Source organism: Pseudofrankia asymbiotica (assembly GCF_001983105.1).
In the GTDB taxonomy this organism is placed as follows: Bacteria; Actinomycetota; Actinomycetes; order Frankiales; family Frankiaceae; genus Pseudofrankia; species Pseudofrankia asymbiotica.
In genome coordinates, this window is record NZ_MOMC01000034.1 from 106,825 (window position 1) to 124,963 (window position 18,139).

Consider the following 18,139-nt stretch of genomic DNA (forward strand, 5'->3'; position numbering starts at 1 on the left):
AACCGGATTGTTGCGGCGGTGTGAGCTCTCCTGGTCACGCCGGTGACACCGGAATGACGGACGATGAGGCGCCTCGTCTACCCGTCCGACCGCATCGGTAAACTTCGTCAGAATCTGCCGGATCTTTCAGGGGGTACCACCAAGTGGCGACGCGCCTGTTCACGTCCGAGTCCGTCACCGAGGGACACCCGGACAAGATCGCTGACCAGATCAGTGACGCCATCCTGGACTCGATGCTCAAGGACGACCCGCGTAGCCGGGTCGCCGTCGAGACGCTCATCACCACCGGCCAGGTGCACGTCGCCGGTGAGGTGACCACCAAGACCTACGTCGACATCGCCTCGGTCGTCCGGGAGAAGATCCTGGAGATCGGCTACGACTCGTCCAAGAAGGGCTTCGACGGCCACTCCTGCGGCGTCAGCGTGTCGATCGGCTCGCAGTCGCCCGACATCGCCCAGGGCGTCGACAGCGCGCACGAGAACCGGGTCGGCGGCTCCACCGAGGACGAGCTGGACAAGCAGGGCGCCGGCGACCAGGGCCTGATGTTCGGCTTCGCCGTCGACGAGACCCCTGAGCTGATGCCGCTGCCGATCGCGCTCGCGCACCGGCTGGCCCGGCGCCTCTCCGCGGTCCGCAAGGACGGCCAGGTCGGCTACCTGCGCCCGGACGGCAAGACCCAGGTCACCATCGAGTACGTCGACGGCAAGCCGGTCCGGCTTGACACCGTCGTCGTCTCGACGCAGCACGCGGCCGACATCGACCTCGACACGCTGCTGGCGCCCGACATCAAGGAGTACGTCGTCGACCCCGAGCTGGCGACGCTCGGCATCTCGACCGAGGGTGTCCGGCTGCTGGTGAACCCGACCGGCCGCTTCGAGATCGGCGGCCCGATGGGCGACGCCGGCCTCACCGGCCGCAAGATCATCGTCGACACCTACGGCGGCTACGCCCGGCACGGCGGCGGCGCGTTCTCCGGCAAGGACCCGTCCAAGGTCGACCGGTCCGCCGCGTACGCCATGCGCTGGGTCGCGAAGAACGTCGTCGCGGCCGGGCTCGCCACCAAGTGCGAGGTGCAGGTCGCCTACGCGATCGGCAAGGCGCACCCGGTCGGCCTGTTCGTCGAGACCTTCGGCACCGCCGCGGTCCCCGAGGAGCAGATCTCCGACGCCATCAACCGGGTCTTCGACCTGCGCCCGGCCGCGATCATCCGCGACCTGGACCTGCTCCGCCCGATCTACGCCCCGACCGCCGCGTACGGTCACTTCGGCCGTCCGGAGCTGGACTTCACCTGGGAGTCCACCAGCCGCGCCGACGCTCTCGCGAAGGCCGTCAAGGGCTAGTGGCCGGCCTGGGCTGAGCCCCGCTCGGAGCCCCCCGCGCTCGCGGCTCCGCGCGGCAGGGCTTCGCCGGCCACAGGAACACGCCTGGCTCGCCAGGTGTCTGCCCGGTCCCGGTCTCCGGGACCGGGCAGACACGTCTGGCGGCGTGTCCGCGCGTGGCGCATCGGGCCTGGTCACGGCCCGGCCGCCGGGCCGGGGCCATCGCGCGCCCGGCGCCGGACCTGTCGGAGCCTCCTGGTACGAATGCCGTCATGGACCTGCTCCCCGGCCTCTCCGCCGAGGAGGCCGCGCGTCCGGAGGAGCCGGCGGGCGAGGCGCCCCAGCCGGCGGTGGCGAGGCGGCCGCCGACCAGCCAGGACGCGGCCACGGCGGTCGAGCTGCCGATCGCGCGCGTCGCCGCGATGGTGCCGTTCGCGCATCTCGACCGGCCGTTCGACTACCTGGTGCCCGCGTCGATGGCCGCCGACGCGGTGCCAGGCGCGCGGGTGCGGGTCCGGTTCGCCGGGCGGCTCGTCGACGGCTTCGTCCTCGATCGGGTGGACCGGTCCGAGCACGGCGGCAGGCTCGCCCCGCTGGCGAAGGTGATCTCGCCGGAGCCGGTGCTGTCGCGGCCGGTGGCCCGGCTCGCCCGCGCGGTCGCCGACCGGTACGCGGGCACCCTCGCCGACGTGCTCCGCCTCGCCGTCCCGCCCCGCCATGCCGCGGTCGAGAAGGGCGGCGCGGCGAAAGCCGGCACAGCGAAAGCCAGCGCGGCGAAAGCCCAGGCGGCGAAGACCGACGCGGCGACAACGGACAGGACAACGGCTGGCGCGCGGCAGGCCCCCGTCGAGCGGGCCGCCGCCAGCGAATCCGGCGCCGGGGCGTCCGGCGCCGGGGAAGCCATCCTCGCGGCGGCCGGCGCCGCGGGCGAGGGGGACGAAGCGGGCGAGGCGCATCCGGGAGACCCGGCCCCACCCGCTGACGCCGGCGAGTGGCGGCGCTACCCGGCCGGCCCGAGCCTGCTCGCGGCGCTCGCGGCGGGCCGCTCGCCGCGGGCGGTGTGGTGGGCGCCGCCCGGGCCGGCCTGGCCCGCCATGGTCGCCGCGGCGGTGCGGGCGACGCTGGCCGGTGGCCGAGGCGCGCTGGTGATCGTCCCCGACCACCGCGACGCCGATCGGGTCGCCGACGCGCTCACCGCCGATCTGGGGCCCAGCGCCGGGCTGGTGGTGAGCCTGCGGGCCGATCTCGGGCCGGCCGAGCGGTACAGGCGCTTCCTCGCCGCTCGCCGCGGCCGCGCCAGGGTGGTCGTCGGCACCCGTGCCGCCGTGTTCGCGCCCGTCGAGCGCCTCGGTCTCGTGGTTGTCTGGGACGACGGCGACGACCTGCACGCCGAGCCGCGCGCGCCCTACCCACACACCCGCGACGTCGCGGTGCTGCGCTCCCGGCTCGAGGAGTCCGCGCTGCTCGTCGGCGGCCACGTCCCCTCCACCGACGCGGAGGCGCTGACGAGGTCCGGCTGGGCGCATCCGCTGGTGCTGCCCCGCGGCGAGGCCAGGCAGCTCGCGCCGCTCGTCCGGCCGACAGGTTCGGACTGGGAGGTCGCCCGCGACGAGGCGGCCCGCTCCGCCCGGCTGCCGTCGCTGGCGGTCCGGGCGGCCCGCGAGGCGCTGGCGGCCGGCCGCCCGGTGCTCGTGCAGGTGCCCCGGCGCGGCTACCAGCCGTCGCTGGCCTGCTCCTCCTGCCGCCGCCCGGCCAGGTGCCCGCACTGCCACGGGCCGCTCGGGCGGCCCGGCGGAGGGCGCGTACCCGGCTGCCGATGGTGCGGCCGGCCGACGGTCGACTGGGCCTGTCCCGGCTGTTCCGGGACGGCGCTGCGGGCATCCGTCAGCGGCGACCGGCGTACCGCCGAGGAGCTGGGGCGGGCCTTTCCCGGCGTCACGCTGCGTACCTCCGGGCGTGACGAGGTGCTCGCCACCGTCCCGGCCAGCCCCGCGCTGGTGATCGCCACCCCGGGGGCCGAGCCCGTCGCCGACGGTGGCTACGGGGCGGTGCTCCTGCTGGACGGCTGGGCCCTGCTCGGCCGGCCCGACCTGCGTGCCGGCGAGGAGACCCTGCGCCGCTGGGCGAACGCGGCCGCGCTGGCCGTGGCGGGCCCGGCCGGAGGCCGGGTCGTCGTGGTCGCCGACGAGGGCCTCGCTCCCGTGCAGGCGCTGCTGCGCTGGGACCCGGCCGGCTTCGTCGCCCGCGAGGCCGACGACCGCGCGGAGCTCGGTTTCCCGCCGGCGACCAGGATCGCCGCCGTCGAGGGCGCGGCGCCGACGCTGCGGGCCTTCCTGGATGCCGCGGCCCTCCCCGCGACGGTCGACGTCCTTGGCCCGGTGCCGCTGCCCGCGCCGGCCCGGCGGGTCGGTTCCGCGGCGCCCCCGGCCGCCGCCGGCGGACCCGGCGCCCCCGGCCTGGACGGCGGGTCAGCGACGGGCGGCGGGGACGGTGCGGACGAGGCGAGGGAGCGGCTGCTGGTACGGGTGCCGCGCAAGCAGGGCGGCGAGCTCGCCGACGCCCTGCGCGCGGCCCGCGGCGTGCTGGACGCCCGCCGCGCCGCCGCCGGTCTGCGCGTCCAGCTCGATCCGCTCTCCCTCGGCTGACAGCGGGTAGGAGTGGACAGAGCCCTGACCGTCACGCCATGCGCGGGCAGGAGCCGCCACGCTCTGGCCCGTAGCATGGAACGACCCCCGCGCTGAAGGAGCTTGACCAGTGGCTGTTCGTGAGATCCGTCTGTTCGGGGACCCGGTGCTGCGGACGAAGGCCGCCGAGGTGACGACCTTCGACAAGGAGTTGCGCCGGCTGGTCGACGACCTCGCCGACACGATGTGGGAGGCCAGCGGCGCCGGGCTCGCCGCGCCTCAGCTGGGCGTGTCGCTGCGGGTCTTCACCTACTTCAACGACGACGACGAGATCGACCACCTGATCAATCCGGTGCTCGGCCCGTTCTCCGAAGAGCTGCAGGACGGCGAGGAAGGCTGCCTGTCGCTGCCCGGCCTGGCGTTCGAGCTGCCCCGGCCGGAGCGGGTGCTCGCCGTCGGCCAGAACATGTACGGCGACCCGGTGACGGTGGAGGGCGGCGGCATCGTGTCCCGCTGCCTGCAGCACGAGACCGATCATCTCGACGGCGTCCTGTTCATCGACCGCCTCGACCGCGAGACCAAGAAGGCGGCGATGAAGGCGATTCGCGAGGCCGACTGGGCCGCCGAGCCKCCGCCGGTCGTCAGGGCGTCCCCGCACCCGCTGTTCGGCCGCGCGACCTGAAGCCGACGGCGCGCGCCCTTCCATCTGGTTCGCGGGGCCGGGGCCGTCGGGCTTGGCCTTCTGACTGGGTTTGGGCCGTCTGGTTCTGAGACCGCTGTGGGGGAGTGAGCTCCCCCCGGGACGCGGTCGGGGGACGCAGTGGGTGCGCCGGCCCGTCGGGGCCGGCCGCCGCTAGGTTAGTTCTCGATATTCGCGTCAACGTGGACGGCTGGGTGCCGGCGTGAGCCGGCGGCCTGGCGGATCGGTGCCCCTATGCGTCTCGTCTTCGCCGGCACGCCGGCGGTGGCCATCCCCAGCCTGCGCCGGCTGGTCGACAGCCCACGCCACGAGGTCGTCGCCGTCGTGACGAGGCCCGACCGGCCGGCCGGCCGCGGCCGCAGGGTCGCCCGGTCGCCGGTCGCGGAGCTCGCCGACGAGGCCGGCATCCCGGTGCTGGCACCGGAGCGGCCCCGTGACCCGGAGTTCCTCGAGCGGCTCGCCGCGATCGCCCCGGACTGTGCCCCGGTCGTCGCCTACGGCGCGCTGCTGCCCAAGGCGGCGCTGGACATCCCGCGCCACGGCTGGGTGAACCTGCACTTCTCGCTGCTGCCGGCCTACCGGGGGGCCGCGCCCGTGCAGCGCGCGGTCCTCGCCGGCGAGGACGTCACCGGCGCGAGCGTGTTCCAGATCGAGGAGGGCCTCGACTCCGGCCCGGTCTTCGGCACGCTCACCGAGCGGGTCCGTCCCCGTGACACCTCCGGTGATCTGCTCGACCGGCTCGCCGTCGCCGGAGCGGAGCTGCTGGCCGCGACGATGGACGGCATCGAGGACGACGTCCTTGAGCCGCGCCCGCAGCCGGCCGACGGGGTGTCGCTCGCCGCGAAGCTCACCGTCGACGAGGTCCGTGTCGACTGGGCGGTGCCGGACTACGCGGTCGACCGGCTCGTGCGCGCCGCCACCCCCGCCCCCGGCGCCTGGACGACCTTCCGCGACCACCGGGTCAAGCTGGGCCCGGTCCGCCCGGCCGGCACCAGCGGTCAGGACGTCGGGCTCGGGCGGGCCCTGGCGCCCGGCGAGATCGCCGTAGTCGGGAAGGACACGGTCGCCGCCGGCACCGGGACGGGGCCGGTCGTGCTGGGCGAGGTCCGCCCCGAGGGCAAGAGCCCGATGCCCGCGGCGGCCTGGGCACGAGGCCTCCGCCCCACCGAGGGCGAGGTCTTCCAGTGACGGCCGGGCCCCTGCTCGCCTCCACGCGCGGGCCGCGCTCCCGGCGGGCCGACGCGGCATCGACGGTGACCGCATGACCATGCACGGCGGCGGCGGGGATGACAACCGCCCCGGCCACGGCGGCCGCGGCGGAGGACAGGGCGACGGGCACGGCGGGGGGCACGGCGGCGATCGGCCCGGTGTCCCCGGACGTTCCGGCGGTGCCGCGGGGCCGCGGGTGGACGACGCGAGGATGGTGGCCTGGGAGGTGCTGCGCGGCGTCGACGAGCGCGGCGCCTACGCGAACCTGCTGCTGCCGTCGCTGCTCGCCCAGCGCCGGCTGTCGGGCCGCGACCGGGGCTTCGCCACCGAGCTGGCCTACGGCTCGCTGYGCGCCCTGGGCCTGCTCGACGGCCTGCTGGACACCGTGACGAGCCGCCCGGTCGCCACCGTCGACGCGGGCGTGCGGGACGCGCTGCGCCTGGGTACCTACCAACTGCTGCGCACCCGCGTGCCGGCCCGCGCCGCCGTCGGCACGACCGTCGACCTGGTGAGGGCGACCAGCGGCGAACGGCCGGTCCGGTTCGCCAACGCCGTGCTGCGCCGGGTCGCGGACCGGGTCGCCGAGACCGGCGGGGACGTCGCCACGCTGCTGTCCGCGCCGCCGTTCGAGCGCGACCCGTTCGGCCACCTCGCCGTCGTCACCGCCCATCCGCGCTGGATCGTCGAGGCGGTCGCCGACGCGCTCGGCGGCGACCTCGACGAGACCCGGGCGGCGCTTCTCGCCGACGACGTCCGCCCGGCGGTCCACCTCGTCGCCGAGCCCGACCGGATGAGCCGCGAGGAGCTGCTCGCCGAGGCCGCGGCGGCCGGGCTCGCCGCGGAACCTGGCGAGCACTCGCCGTTCGCGGTGATCCTCGGCGGCGGCGACCCGGGGGTACTGCCGTCGCTTTCGGCCCGGCGGGCCGGTGTCCAGGACGAGGGCAGCCAGCTGATGGCGCTCGCGCTGGCCCGTACCCCGACGCTTGGTGACGACTGCGGTGTCACCGTCGACCTGTGCGCCGGGCCGGGCGGCAAGTCGGCCCTGCTGGCCGCGCTGCTGACATCCGGCGGGGCGGGCGAGAGCCTCGGGCTGCCGGAGCCGGTGCTGCTGGCCTGCGAGCCGCGGGCCAGCCGGGCCGCGCTGGTCGCCGGCGCGCTCGACCGGCGGCCGGCGGCGTTCGTGGTCCGCGCGGACGGCCGGTTCCCACCACTGCCGTCCGGCCGGGTCGACCGGGTGCTGATCGACGCTCCGTGCACCGGTCTCGGCGCGCTGCGCCGCCGGCCGGAGGCCCGCTGGCGCAAGCTCGCGTCCGACGCCTCGACGCTGTCCCTGCTGCAGCGCCAGCTGCTGGTCAGCGGGCTGGACCTGGCCCGCCCGGGTGGCGTCGTCGCGTACGTCACCTGCTCGCCGCACCCGGCCGAGACCACCGAGGTCGTGCACGCCGTCCTCGAGCAGCGCGCCGACGTCACCCTGCTCGACGCGCGCGCCTCCCTGCCGGGCCTGCCGGCCCTCGGCGACGGCCCGTTCGTCCAGCTCTGGCCGCACCGCCAGGGCACCGACTCGATGTTCCTGGCGCTCCTGCGCCGCGGGTTCTCCGGACCGTCGCCCCTCGGCTGACCTCCACAACGGGTGCCCCCGCCCGCGTCATAACCTCGCGAGGTGGCAACCGCGCAGATTTATCCCAGCCTGCTCGCAGCGGACTTCGCCCGGATCGCGGACGCGGCGCGGTCGGTCGAGGGACGGGCCGACTGGCTGCACGTCGACGTCATGGACTACCACTTCGTCCCGAACCTGGCCTTCTCCGGCGACACCGTCACCGCGTTGCGCCAGATCACCGACACCCCGCTCGACTGCCACCTGATGATCGAGAACCCGGATCGCTGGGCGCCGGGGTTCGCCGAGCGGGGCGCCGCGAACGTCACGATCCACGCCGAGGCGGTCGACGACCTCCCGCGCACGACGGACGCGATCCGCGCGGCCGGCGCCCGCACCGGCCTCGCCGTGAAGCCGGCGACGCCGATCGAGCACTACGCCGACGACCTGCGCCGGTTCGACCTGCTGCTCCTGATGACGATCGAGCCCGGCTTCGGCGGGCAGACGTTCATGGACAGCGTCCTGCCGAAGATCGAGGCGGCCCGCCGGCTGCTCGACGCGCGCGGCCTGGACCTGTGGCTGCAGATCGACGGCGGGGTGAACGCCGAGACCATCGAGCGGGCCGCGGCCGCGGGGGTGGACGTCTTCGTCGCCGGTACCGCCGTCTACGGAGCGGCCGACCCGGCGGCGGCCGTCGAGGCGCTGCGTGCCCAGGCGCTGCGTGCCTCCGGACGCCTCACCCCGCCGCCCCCGCGCGCCCCGGCCTTCCGATCGTGACCGTCGGGCCGCGCGGCGCGTCCCGCGGGCATGGCCTGTGGAACCGCTCCTCCCGGCCAGGGCCGCGGCTGGGTGCGCTTTCCACCGGGACCTGGCCGGTCGGCGGGTGTTTCCTGGGAGCGACGTGATGAGGAGGCACAGGTGACGGCTGAGGCCGAGGACGTCGACGGGCGGTGGCTCGCGCACGCGGTGGAGCTCGGTCGGCGCTGCCCGCCGTCGACGACGGCGTTCTCGGTCGGCGCGGTGATCGTCGGCGGCGACGGTGAGACCGTGCTCGCCGAGGGTTGGTCGCGGGCCACCGACCCGCGTGACCACGCGGAGGAGGCCGCCCTCCGGGTCTTCGCACCGGGCGACCCGCGGCTGGCCGGCGCGACGGTCTACAGCTCGCTGGAGCCGTGCAGCGCCCGGGCGTCGCGCCCGCGGACCTGTACCGAGCTGATCCTCGCGGCCGGGATCGGGCGGGTCGTCTTCGCCTGGCGGGAGCCGGCCCTGTTCGTCGACTGCCAGGGGGCCGAACTGCTCACCGCCGCCGGCGTCACCGTCGTCGAGCGTCCCGAGCTCGCCGCCGGTGTCCGCGCGGCCAACGCGCACCTCCTCGACTCCGGCCAGCACCGGACGTCCTGACACCCGGGTCGCCCGGTGCGTGGGACTCCGGTGCGTGGGACTCGCCGTTGTCGCGCGTGTCCAGATCTGGCTCGCGCCGGTGACGTAGGCCACCGTGAGACCGGTGCGGCGTCTCAAAAGCACCCAAAAATGTGCGTTTCGGGCCACGCGGGYTGCGACGTTGGCCCGGGTTGTGTGCCAGACTCGTCCGTAGGTAACTACCAGGATCCCTCATGGGGTGACACCCAGAGGGAACATCAGCAGCACGCGCGCTCCGGGGTCGGTGAAACTCCGAGCCGGCGGTGACAGTCCGCGACCCGTCCCACAACCAGTGGGCGGTGGACCCGGTGAAATTCCGGGACCGACGGTGAAAGTCCGGATGGGAGGCAGCGCGCGGGCCGTGCCTGGGCACAGGCGGATCCGCCCGCGGGCGCCCCGCCGTGTCCCTGGCGTCGGCGTGTCCGGCCGTGTGGCCGGCCGCGCCGGTCATCGACCCGCGTGACCGTCGTCCGTTCCCCCGGCCCGAGCGCCGGACGGGAAGGACGCAGGTCGGATGTTCACCGGCATCGTCGAGGAGCTCGGCATCGTCGCCGCGGTCACGGAGCACGCGGCCGCCGCCGAGCTGGCCATCGGCTGTTCGGCAGTACTTGAGGACGTGCGCCACGGCGCGTCGATCGCCGTCAACGGCGTCTGCCTCACCGTCACCTCGTTCACGCCCGCCGGCGAGGTCGACCCGCGCACGGGTACCCGGGTGTTCACCGCCGACGTGATGCTCGAGACGCTGCGCCGCTCGGCGCTCGGCGGCCTCGCCACCGGCGACCGGGTCAACTTGGAACGGCCGGTGCGCCTCGCCGACCGGCTCGGCGGTCATCTCGTCCAGGGCCACGTGGACGGCGTCGGCACGATCGTCGACCGGGCTCCCGACGAGCACTGGGAGGTCGTCCGGATCGCGCTTCCCGCCGGGCTGGACCGCTACCTCGTCGAGAAGGGCTCGATCACCGTCGACGGGGTGAGCCTGACCGTCGTCGACGTGACGCCCCCCGCCAGCGACGGCTCGCCCGGCGGCGGCGAGCCGGCGACGTTCACCGTGAGCCTGATCCCGACGACGCTCGCCGACACGACGCTGGGCTCCCGCCAGGTCGGCGCGACGGTGAACCTGGAGGTCGACGTCGTGGCGAAGTACGTCGAGAAGCTCGCCGCGCCCGCCCTCGGCCAGCTGGCGGCCGGCCGCGGCGCGGGCCCGGGGCGGCTCCCCGGCGTTGTGGGCCGGTTGGAGCCGGCACCGCCGTTCCCGGTGCCACCCGCCGGACCGGTCGTCCTCGAGGGAAAGGGAGCGGGCCGATGAGCGCGGCACCGACGAGCACGGCCCTGGGCACGGTGGCGCCGGCGAGCGCGCCGGCGCGCGCCGCGGCCGACGACGAACTGACCGCGGCGTTCGGCACGGTCGAGGAGGCACTGGCCGCGATCGCCGCCGGCCGCTCCGTCGTCGTGGTCGACGACGCCGACCGCGAGAACGAGGGCGACCTGATCTTCGCGGCCGAGAAGGCGACGCCGGAGCTGGTCGCCTTCATGGTCCGGCACACCTCCGGGGTGATCTGCGCCCCGCTGGCCGCGCACGACACCGACCGCCTCGGCCTCGACCAGATGGTGCCGCTGAACACCGAGCGGATGGGCACGGCGTTCACCGTCACGGTCGACGCGCGCGAGGGGGTCAGCACCGGCATCTCCGCCGCGGACCGGGCGCACACCCTGCGCCTGCTCGCCGACCCGGCGACCACCGACACCGACCTGTCCCGGCCGGGCCACATCTTCCCGCTGCGCGCCCGCGACGGCGGCGTGCTGCGCCGGCCGGGCCACACCGAGGCGGCGGTCGACCTCGCGCGCCTGGCCGGGCTGCGCCCCGCCGGCGCGATCTGCGAGATCGTCAACGACGACGGCACGATGGCCCGGCTGCCCGAGCTCGTCGCCTTCGCGCGGGAGCACAGGCTGGTACTGATCTCGATCGCGGACCTGATCGCCTACCGGCGGCGGACCGAGAAGCAGGTGACGCGGGTCGCCGAGGCGAAGCTGCCGACGAAGTACGGCGCGTTCCGCGCGGTCGGCTACCGGGGCACCCTCGACGGCGTCGAGCACATCGCGCTCGTCCGCGGTGACATCGGCGACGGCGAGAACGTGCTGGTCCGCGTCCACAGCGAGTGCCTCACCGGCGACGTCTTCGGCTCGCTGCGCTGTGACTGCGGCACCCAGCTCGACGTCGCGCTGGGCATGGTCGCCGCCGAGGGCCGCGGTGTCGTGCTCTACATGCGGGGCCACGAGGGCCGTGGCATCGGCCTGATGCACAAGCTCGCCGCCTACCAGCTGCAGGACGCCGGGCACGACACCGTCGACGCGAACCTGGCGCTGGGGCTGCCGGCCGACGCCCGCGACTACGGCACCGGCGCGCAGATCCTGGTCGACCTCGGCGTGCGCGGCCTGCGGCTGCTGACGAACAACCCGGCCAAGCGGGCGGGTCTGGAGGGCTACGGCCTGACCATCGTGGAGCGGGTCGCGCTGCCGGTCGCGCACACCCCGGAGAACCTCCGCTACCTGACCACCAAGCGGGACCGGATGGGCCATGACATCCCGGGCCTGCCCGAGCTGCCGGAGGTGGTCGCGGGCGCGGTGGCGGACGCGGTCGCCACCGCGGTGCCCGCGGTGCCGTCGGCAGTGGTCGCGCAGGTGGTGGCCGACGCCGTCGCCACCGCGGCTGACGCCCTCGACGTGGGCGCCGCGTCGGCCACTGGCACGGCGACCGCCGACACGACTACGGGTACGAACGGTTCTGGCACGAACGGTAGCGTCAACGGACGAGGACACGGCCGGCGCTCCGGACACCGCAGGGTGGCCGAGGCCTGCCAGGGAGGGGACCGTCGGTGAGCGGGATCGGATCGCCCGAGGAGGTGCTGCCGGTGGCGCCCGAGGTACGGCTCGGGATCGTCGCCACCCGGTGGCACAGCGACATCACCGACGCGCTGCTCGACGGCGCGCTGCGTGCCTGCGTGGACGTGAAGCTCGCCGTCGAGCCGACCGTGGTCCGGGTCGCGGGCGCGGTGGAGCTCCCCGTCGTCGCGGACCGGCTGGCGGCCCATCACGACGCCGTCGTGGCGCTCGGGGTGGTCATCCGCGGCGGCACCCCGCACTTCGACTACGTCTGCAAGTTCGTCACCGAGGGGCTGCTGCGGGTGACGCTGGACAACGGGGTGCCCGTTGGCTTCGGCGTGCTCACCTGCGACACGGTCGAGCAGGCGCGCGACCGGGCCGGACTGGACGGGTCGACGGAGGACAAGGGCCGCGAAGCGGTGCTCGCCGCGCTGGAGGCGGCCGCCGTGCTCACCGAACTGCAGCCGCTGGCCTGAAGCGGCGACACGTCCCCTTCATCCGCTCTTGCCGGATGGAGAATCACGAGAGACCGTGTTGTCTCGGAGTATCGGGGTCCTTGCGGTGCGACGTCGGTGTTGGGTCAACGGCGATAGTTGACCGGTCGCGGATGTCGGCGAGGAGAGGCAGGGCGAGGTGACGGTGACGTGCGGGTAGCGCCGGTGGCGGGTGGCGACGACGAGGCGCCGGACCAGAGCGGGGACGAGACGGGCGTTGACGAGCTGACGGCCACGGGGACGACCTCGGGCGGGGGCGGCGACGCGCGCCCGGTCTCGCTGCTCGGCCTGCGGCTCTCGAACAGCTCGGGGGACCGGGCGGTCGTGCGCCGGTCGTCGTCCCGTGGCAGGACGGCCGGCCCGCGCACGGACGGCTCCGGCCCGCGCACAGATGGCTCTGGCCCGCGCACGGATGGCTCCGGCCCGCGCCTGGCCGCCGTCCCCGTCGACCAGGCCGACGCGTCGCGGGAGTCGCGGACGGCTCCGGGCCGAGGGCGGACCGAACAGGCCCCACGAGCGGGTACCGCGCCCGCGACGGATCCGGCGCCCCCCCGCCGCCCGATTCCGGCGGCCGGCCGGGCGCCGGGGGCCGGGTCGTCCCCACGCGCCGTGCGCGCGCCGTCGAGGGCCCCGGCCCGGCCGGCCAGGACGGGGCCGTCCGGCGTGCCAGCTCCGCGAGCCGAGCCGGCCGGTCCCGGAGCCTCGTCCGCGCCACCCGGGCGAGCGGAGCGGGCGCCCGCGGAGTCGCCGGGCGCGGGCTGGGTGCCCGACGTCGACCTGATCCCAGCTCCCGTCGCCGCGCCCCGGGGCCCGTGGTGGGACCCGGCGCCGTCGTCCTTGCCGGCCGAATCCTCCCCGTCGCCGGCGGTGGCGAGCCCGGTCACGTCCGGCGACGATGGGGACGCGACGGGCGCTCGCGACACCGCCGTACCCGCCGCGCCCTCGAGCGGCGCCGGCCCTTCCACCGCACTCGTGGCGGCCGGGGACCCTCTCGGTGTCGGCGAGCTGCCCGGTGTCGCCGAGGTGCCTGGCGCCGCGGAGCCGCCGAGCGCCGCGGAGTCACCCGGCGCCGCGGAGCCGCCGAGCGCGGCCGAGCCGCCCGGTGCGGAGCTGCTCAGCGCCACCGACCCACTCGGTGTCGGCGAGTCGCCCGGCGCCGCCGAGTCGGCCGGTGCCGAGCCGCCTGGTTCGGCCCATGAGGAGTCCGGCTGGGAGGTCCGCGACCAGGCGGGGTACGCCGGCTGGCTCGAACCCGCCGGCGTCGACACGCCCGCCTTCGGAGACGGCGGCGGTGCGAAAGCCGACGCCGGCGCTGGCGCGCATGGCACGTACGGCCTCGACACCGCCGCCGAGTGGGCCTTCCCCGCCGCCGCGACGGAGGCCGCCGAGGCCGCTGCCGCCTCGGCGCGGGCCTGGTTCGGCTACGGCGAGGCGCCGCCCCGGCCGCCGTTCCCACCACCGGGTGAGGCCCCCGGGCCCACGAGCCTGCCGGCGCCGGTGGTGTACACCCCGCCGCCCGCGCCCCGGCCGGTACCCGCGCCTCCGGTGCCGGTCGCCTACCAGACCTTCGAGGACGACGGGTTCGGTGGGCGCGGCCCGTTCGTCACGGCCCGGGCGCGCGAGCCGCGGTCGCCCGTCTCGCTCGCGTCCCCGGAGGCGTTCGCGGCGGCCTGGTGGCGGGGGATGGAGCTGGCCGGGCGTGGGGTTCTCGCGCCGGTGCCGGCCACTCGGCTGGGCGGCCGGCGGGTGCTCGTCGGCGGGTTCGGCGGGGGCAGCGGGCGTACCACGGTGGCCACGGGGCTGGGGATCGCGCTCGCCGCCCGCCGGGGTGGCCGGGTCGTCGCGGTCGATGCCTGCCCCGACCAGGGCGGCCCGTTGGCCGACCGGGCCGGTGTGCCGGGGCGTGGGGTGGGCCTGCGCGAGCTCGCGCTCGCGGACCCGCCGGTCGCCTCGCTGGCCGAGGCACGCCGCTTCCTGGGCACCGTCCAGCCGTCCGGGCTGGAGGTGCTGCCAGGGCTGCGCAACCTGACAGGACCTGGGCTGACCCCCGCGGAGGCCGCCTGGGCCGTCGACCTGCTCGAGCGGCTCTTCCCGGCCGTCGTCATCGATGGACCGCCCGGCTGGACCCAGCCGGTGCCGGCGGTTCTCCTTGCCCGCGCGGACACCGTGGTGCTCACCGCCAAGGCCGGTTTCACGGAGGCGGGCTGTGCCCAGGACGCCCTGACCGCCCTGGCCGCGGCCAGAGCCGATCTGCCGGTCGGGGCCGTCGCCGTGTACGTCGAGACGGCCCCGGCACCCGGCCGCGGCCTGCGCCGACCGGTGCCGGCCGAGCAGCCGGAGCTGGCCGAGCCGGTGCACGCCGTGCTGACCATCCCGTTCGACCCGTCGCTCGCCGACGGCGCGCCGATGCGGTGGGACCGGCTGCGCCCGCGCACCCAGGCCGCGTTCGAGGCGCTCGCGGCCATGGTCGACGAGGCCCCACTGGCGCCCGGGGCCAGTTCCGGATCCGCGGAACCCGCCAGAGCGGTCGGCTGGGAGGGCGGCCGTGAGGTTCCCTGGGACGAGCGCGGCCCCGCCGCACCACGCCGACCGGCGGTGGCGGGCCGCCGCGGGTCCGGAGACCCGGGCGAGGACTCCACCGTCCCACGTTCCCGCGCCCTCCGGTCGGGCCATGGCGTCCCGGCCGTCGGCCCGCACGGATAGCGGCGACCCTCGCCCGTCCGCCTCGTCACCGCGGGGCTCTCCGGCCGCCTGGGTCGGCTCCGGGGCTGGCCGGCCAGCCCCGGAGGCTGGGGACCTGGTGGCGGTGCCGGACGGACCTGCCCGGCCCGGCCGGGCGCCCATAGGGTTGGTTGGTGGCAGTGGACCTGTTGACCCCGCCGGGGCAGGGTGACGGCGGCGAGGCGGACCCGCGGCTGCGGGCGGCCCTGGAGTCGGGAGACGCGGGTGCCGTGGCCGCGGCACTGGCCGGTGCCCGGGTCTTCGTCGGCGTCGAGTCCCGGCTGCTGGAGCCCGCCGACGAGGCGACCGCCGTGGTGACCGCGGAACCCGGCCCTGGACGCCAGGACGCCGGGGGTCGTTCCGCGCCTCTCGGACACGGGCCCCATCTCGCCGAGAAGGCATCGGAGATGGTGCTCGCGACCCTGCGGATGCCGTCGGGCGCGACGGCGTTGCCGGTCTTCAGCAGCGTGGCGGCGCTGTCCGCCTGGCGGTCGGCGGCGCGCCCGGTTCCCGTGCCCGCGGCGGACGCCTGCGCCGAGGCGGCCCGGCTGGGCCATGGGACGGTCGTCGTCGACGTCGCGGGGCCCGTGACCGCCACCCTCGACGTCAGCGCGCTGGCGGGCGCTCCCAGCCCTTCCGAGCCGCGGGCGGACGGGGACGGCGCGACGGCGGGGCTGCGCCCGCCGTCGCGGCCGTGGGACGCCTCCCGTGCGCGGCGGGTGGCGGCCGAGCTGGACGCGCTCGCCACCGCCGGGTTCGCCAGGGGCGCGCGGCTCTGGCAGGCCGAGCTCGTCACCGGCACTGGTGAGACCAGCGAGGTGATCGCGCTCGCGGCGGGCGGGGACCGCCCCGCGGGTGAGACGCGGCTCGACGAGATCGCGGTCCGGTTGGGTGCGGCCGCCGCCGGCTCGGGTGAGAGCGCCCCCTCCGTGGTGTTCGTCGGCCCCCTGGATGCCGCCGCGCTGCGTCGCGGCCTCGGCCGGGGGATCACGCCGCGCCGATGGCGGCGGCGACAGGCCCCGGCCTGACCAGCCATGACGCCAGGCGCTCCGGCGCCCCGCTGGCGCGCGGAGGAACCGACCGCACCAGGTCTGCTACGCTGGCTCGGACCGCCTGCCGACGGTCGGCATAGGGCACCGCTCCTGTGCGTTAGGGGACAGGACGCCAGCGTGGTGTCCGGTGGCACGGGTGCGGTAAGCCCGGCGTTACCGGACCGGGCGTCATGACCAGAGCGCGCAGGGCTCAGCGAGCACACATGCCGCGCTCGCGCTCCTCACCGGAGCGGCACCAGGACGGGCCCGCGAGGGTCGTTCCGGCGCTTGGCAGGACCAAGCGGGGGTTCGCCCTCCACCCGAGCCACCACCCGGCATCCGCCGGGTCCGGCCGATCATCGATCGGCCCATGTAGGTGGCCGGGTCGCCGGTCGGTCGAGCTGTCCCCTCCGGGCAGTATGTCGGCCGGGAGTCCGGGATTTCCGGGCTTGGTGCTCCGCTGCGGTGAGGTCATGCCCGCGCGTCGAGCCACGGAGGAAACCAGATCAGCACAGAGTCACGTATCAACGACCGCATCCGCGTTCCTGAGGTCCGCCTCGTCGGCGCGGAGGGCGAGCAGATCGGCATCGTCTCCATTCAGGAGGCCATGCGGCTGGCGCAGGAGGCCGATCTCGACCTGGTCGAGGTTGCCCCGACCGCTCGGCCGCCCGTCTGCAAGCTGATGGACTATGGGAAGTTCAAGTACGAGTCCGACCAGAAACGGCGCGAGGCTCGGAAGAACCAGGTCCAGACGGTCATCAAGGAGATGAAGCTCCGACCGAAGATCGACCCGCACGACTACGAGACCAAGAAGGGTCACGTCGTGCGCTTCCTCAAGGCCGGCGACAAGGTGAAGATCACCATCATGTTCCGCGGCCGGGAGCAGTCGCGTCCGGAGCTCGGTATCCGGCTGCTGCAGCGGCTCTCGACCGACGTCGCCGAGCTGGGGTACGTCGAGGCCCAGCCCAAGCAGGACGGCCGGAACATGACGATGGTGATGGCTCCGCACAAGGGCGCCCGCACGCTGCGCACCCCAGAGCAGGCGGGAACCGTCTAACACGTCACGACCGCCCGACGGTCACGCCACACGGCGGCGGTCGTCGGGCGATAGCTGCCTACGTCGGCCCTGCCCCGGCCTGACGTCGCTTACGGGCGGCGCGCTCCCGCGCGCCGTGTGGCCGGCTGTGACCGGCCCGTCTCCCAACGACCCACCTCAGGACAGAACATGCCCAAGATGAAGCCGCACAGCGGAGCCTCCAAGCGGTTCCGCGTGACCGGGTCAGGCAAGATCATGCGCCGCCGGGCCAACCGCGCGCACCTCCTCGAGCACAAGACGAGCCGTCGGACCCGGCGGCTCAACCCCGAGGTGGCGCTGGCGCCGGCGGACAACCGCCGTATCTCGCGCATGCTCGCTCGCTGACCGTGTTCGCTGACCCTTCGGTCAGCATCCCCGGGTAGCCCCCCAGCACTGTCCACCGGGCAACGGCCTCCGTCGATTCCGCGAGCGGAATCCGGAAGGAGCCCCGGCGGATCCGCTTCCCGGACCCCCCACCGCCGAGTCTCGCTCGACCTGGACCGGGACCAGACCCGACTCGCGAAGGATTCGGATCTGGTCTGAGGCCGGATCGCGGCTCACGCTGTCGACCGCGGACGGTCACCGCCCGGCCCAGGGCGGTCGCGTCCTCGGAGCCCGGCGGCGGACGACAAAGAACGTTAGGAGAAAGTGCCCTCATGGCACGCGTGAAGCGGGCGGTCAACGCCCAGAAGAAGCGCCGCACGACCCTCGAGCAGGCGAGTGGCTACCGCGGCCAGCGGTCTCGGCTGTACCGCAAGGCCAAGGAGCAGATGCTCCACTCGATGAACTACGCGTACCGCGACCGCCGGGCCCGCAAGGGTGACTTCCGGCAGCTGTGGATCACCCGCATCAACGCGGCCGCGCGTGCGAACGGCATGACGTACAACCGTTTCATCCAGGGGCTGAAGATCGCTGGGGTCGAGGTCGACCGCAAGATCCTGGCCGATCTCGCCGTCAACGACGCCACGGCGTTCGCGGCGCTGGTCGAGGTCGCCAGGGCCGCCGTGCCGCCGGTGGCGGAGGCCGCCGCGGAGCCATCGGCCGCCTGAGCGGCGGCCCGCCACGCGGAGTGC

Annotated in this window: 15 protein-coding genes and 1 riboswitch; all 15 genes read left to right on the forward strand. The window is 75.5% G+C overall.

Annotation, left to right across the window (positions count from 1 at the left end; translation table 11 throughout):
• Window positions 1-143: 143 nt before the first annotated feature.
• The 15 genes from metK to rplT all read left to right on the forward strand — a co-directional run bounded on the left by metK (window position 144) and on the right by rplT (window position 18,115).
• A complete protein-coding gene (metK, locus tag BL253_RS17725) occupies window positions 144-1,340 on the forward strand; it encodes a methionine adenosyltransferase (RefSeq protein WP_076818224.1) in 1,197 nt (398 codons plus the stop codon).
• A gap of 251 nt (window positions 1,341-1,591) precedes the next feature.
• A complete protein-coding gene (locus BL253_RS17730; RefSeq protein WP_076818225.1) occupies window positions 1,592-3,964 on the forward strand; it encodes a primosomal protein N' in 2,373 nt (790 codons plus the stop codon).
• Between the two features lie 109 nt (window positions 3,965-4,073).
• Window positions 4,074-4,625, forward strand: coding sequence for a peptide deformylase (gene def, locus BL253_RS17735; protein ID WP_076818226.1), 552 nt, complete (start codon window positions 4,074-4,076; stop codon window positions 4,623-4,625).
• Window positions 4,626-4,877: 252 nt separating this feature from the next.
• Entirely contained in the window at window positions 4,878-5,831 is a 954-nt protein-coding gene (gene fmt / locus BL253_RS17740) for a methionyl-tRNA formyltransferase (protein WP_076818227.1), read from the forward strand.
• A 232-nt stretch (window positions 5,832-6,063) separates the two neighbouring features.
• On the forward strand, window positions 6,064-7,470 hold the full coding sequence (locus tag BL253_RS17745) for an RsmB/NOP family class I SAM-dependent RNA methyltransferase (RefSeq protein WP_076818265.1): 1,407 nt from the start codon (window positions 6,064-6,066) through the stop codon (window positions 7,468-7,470).
• 42 nt (window positions 7,471-7,512) lie between these two features.
• Complete coding sequence (rpe, locus tag BL253_RS17750; protein ID WP_076818228.1) at window positions 7,513-8,223, forward strand: ribulose-phosphate 3-epimerase; 711 nt, start codon at window positions 7,513-7,515, stop codon at window positions 8,221-8,223.
• 141 nt (window positions 8,224-8,364) lie between these two features.
• Entirely contained in the window at window positions 8,365-8,847 is a 483-nt protein-coding gene (locus BL253_RS17755; RefSeq protein WP_076818229.1) for a cytidine/deoxycytidylate deaminase family protein, read from the forward strand.
• A 244-nt stretch (window positions 8,848-9,091) separates the two neighbouring features.
• Window positions 9,092-9,221, forward strand: a riboswitch (FMN riboswitch).
• Between the two features lie 158 nt (window positions 9,222-9,379).
• Window positions 9,380-10,171, forward strand: a complete 792-nt coding sequence (locus BL253_RS17760) for a riboflavin synthase (RefSeq protein ID WP_076818230.1) — start codon at window positions 9,380-9,382, stop codon at window positions 10,169-10,171.
• On the forward strand, window positions 10,168-11,742 hold the full coding sequence (locus tag BL253_RS17765) for a bifunctional 3,4-dihydroxy-2-butanone-4-phosphate synthase/GTP cyclohydrolase II (protein WP_076818231.1): 1,575 nt from the start codon (window positions 10,168-10,170) through the stop codon (window positions 11,740-11,742). The genes BL253_RS17760 and BL253_RS17765 overlap by 4 nt, the downstream gene beginning before the upstream one ends.
• Window positions 11,739-12,221, forward strand: coding sequence for a 6,7-dimethyl-8-ribityllumazine synthase (gene ribH / locus BL253_RS17770; protein WP_076818232.1), 483 nt, complete (start codon window positions 11,739-11,741; stop codon window positions 12,219-12,221). Before BL253_RS17765 ends, ribH begins: the two co-directional genes overlap by 4 nt.
• A gap of 168 nt (window positions 12,222-12,389) precedes the next feature.
• Entirely contained in the window at window positions 12,390-14,942 is a 2,553-nt protein-coding gene (locus BL253_RS42920; RefSeq protein WP_198946292.1) for a hypothetical protein, read from the forward strand.
• Between the two features lie 152 nt (window positions 14,943-15,094).
• Entirely contained in the window at window positions 15,095-15,988 is an 894-nt protein-coding gene (locus BL253_RS17780; RefSeq protein ID WP_076818266.1) for an SseB family protein, read from the forward strand.
• 538 nt (window positions 15,989-16,526) lie between these two features.
• The gene (infC, locus tag BL253_RS17785; RefSeq protein ID WP_335341713.1) at window positions 16,527-17,048 is read left to right on the forward strand and encodes a translation initiation factor IF-3; all 522 of its coding nucleotides are present in this window, start codon (window positions 16,527-16,529) and stop codon (window positions 17,046-17,048) included.
• Window positions 17,049-17,216: 168 nt separating this feature from the next.
• Complete coding sequence (rpmI, locus tag BL253_RS17790; protein ID WP_076818235.1) at window positions 17,217-17,411, forward strand: 50S ribosomal protein L35; 195 nt, start codon at window positions 17,217-17,219, stop codon at window positions 17,409-17,411.
• Between the two features lie 311 nt (window positions 17,412-17,722).
• On the forward strand, window positions 17,723-18,115 hold the full coding sequence (rplT, locus tag BL253_RS17795) for a 50S ribosomal protein L20 (RefSeq protein ID WP_076818236.1): 393 nt from the start codon (window positions 17,723-17,725) through the stop codon (window positions 18,113-18,115).
• Window positions 18,116-18,139 lie beyond the last annotated feature (24 nt).